Annotated in this window: 2 protein-coding genes; both read right to left on the bottom strand. The window is 39.4% G+C overall.

What is annotated here, in order from left to right; translation table 11 throughout:
• A partial coding sequence (locus L652_RS0100385; RefSeq protein WP_024603167.1) for a DUF4145 domain-containing protein occupies positions 1 to 776 on the bottom strand: 776 nt, incomplete at its 3' end.
• A gap of 62 nt (positions 777 to 838) precedes the next feature.
• A partial coding sequence (locus L652_RS0100380; RefSeq protein ID WP_024595617.1) for a sigma 54-interacting transcriptional regulator occupies positions 839 to 1,692 on the bottom strand: 854 nt, incomplete at its 5' end.

Genomic DNA, 1,692 nt, shown 5'->3' with positions numbered 1-1,692 from the left:
GCCCAGCCTGCATCACGCAATTGCTGATCAATAAGAAAGCGCGTTTCTTTTTCTGATAGGTCTAAGCGGCGCGCTGCTGCACGTTGCGTGATTTCTTGTTTGTATGCTTTGCGCTCTGCTTGTGTTTTTTGTGCAAGCTCTGCTTCTTTGGCTTGTAACTGTGCTTCAAGCGCGTTTACTCGGTCTTGTGTTTGTTGCTCGGTTTCTTGCTGCTTGCCTTCTAAAATAGCAATATAACCACTTAGTGCGGTAAGTTGATTTTTGTTTTGAGCAAGTTCACTATCGGTTTGTGCGTTACTATTTAATGCTTGTTGTAGCGCTGCTTTTAGCTCTGTTACTTGGTGTTGGTATTCGTTTTCTTGTTGGCCGTCTGGTAGTACAAAAATAGGCGCTGCAAAATCAACGTCTTTTTTAATTAGTCGGTAATACCAAATACTTAAACGAAATGCTAAACGCAGTGCCATTTCGGCATCGTCTAAATCGTTGTGGTAGTCGTGAACCGCTTGGTTACCAACTTTACGCAGCATGTGGAATATGTTGATTATGGAGTCATCAACCCATGAGATTTTTGCAAGCTCTCTGATTAAGTCTACTTGCGTAGGGGGGAGTTCTAAATCAAGAAGTTTAGCAATGTGCTTGGCTGACGCTTCTCCAAACATACGCAGTTTTACTAATGTAGTATTAGGATCGTCAGGAAAATTCTTTTCTGCAGCAAACGCTATGCGATAAAGAATATCGTTCACACCTTTTAAGAATTCAAAGTTTGATTTTTTCACTGGCTACTTCTCCTTTTACTCAATAGGTATTGGCAACTTATATACCAACACTATTGTCCTTTTTATTTTTCGTGTTTGATGTTTAAGCGCTTCATCCAATTGCTAAGCGTTTGGTGATCTTTTAAATTAAGCATTTGGGCAGCGTGGCTTTTAACATTCCCACTTGCTTTTAAAGCAGCTAAAACATAAGCTTTTTTATAATTATCAACTAATTGCGTAACATCTATTTTATCGTCGTATGACAGTGTAATATCTGTAAAGCTTTTATTTTTAGCGCGGTTTATCATGGCACTTGCTAAGTCATTTTCAGTTATTGTTTGTGAGTCAGACCATAAAAATGCACGGTTTAATGTACTCCACAGCTCTCTAATATTACCTTGCCACGGCTGAGATAAAATAAACTTTATTCCCTTTTCAGAAATATTTTTACTTATGTAGTCGGGATGTTTACTACCTGCTTTATTTATTTGCTCTACAAGTTGATTAACAATAACAGTGATATCTTCAATGCGCTCTCGTAGTGCTGGCATTTGTATAATGCCCACTGCTAAGCGGTAAAATAAGTCTTCGCGAAACTTACCTTCTTCTACTAGCTTTGATAAATCTTTATGTGTGGCTGCAATAACACGTACATCAACATTAGTGGTTTGGGTGTCACCTAAACGGTTGATCTCGCCTTGTTGTAATGCTCTTAAAAGCTTTACCTGAATCTCGGGGGTTAATTCACCCACCTCATCTAAAAATAAAGTACCGCCGTCGGCCTGTTCAAAAAGCCCTGGGTGGTCTTTTTCAGCTCCAGTGAAGGCCCCTTTTTTATGACCAAACAAGGTTGAGTCAACAAGGTTTTCTGCAAATGCTCCGCAGTTAATGACTTTTAATGGCTTATTTGCTCGTAAGCTTCCTTTATGAATGGCGG

The sequence above is a fragment of the Pseudoalteromonas sp. TB25 genome (assembly GCF_000497995.1).
Lineage (GTDB): Bacteria > Pseudomonadota > Gammaproteobacteria > Enterobacterales > Alteromonadaceae > Pseudoalteromonas > Pseudoalteromonas distincta.
Note: the sequence above shows the minus strand (reverse complement) of the source record. Positions and strands in the feature narration are given on the sequence as shown.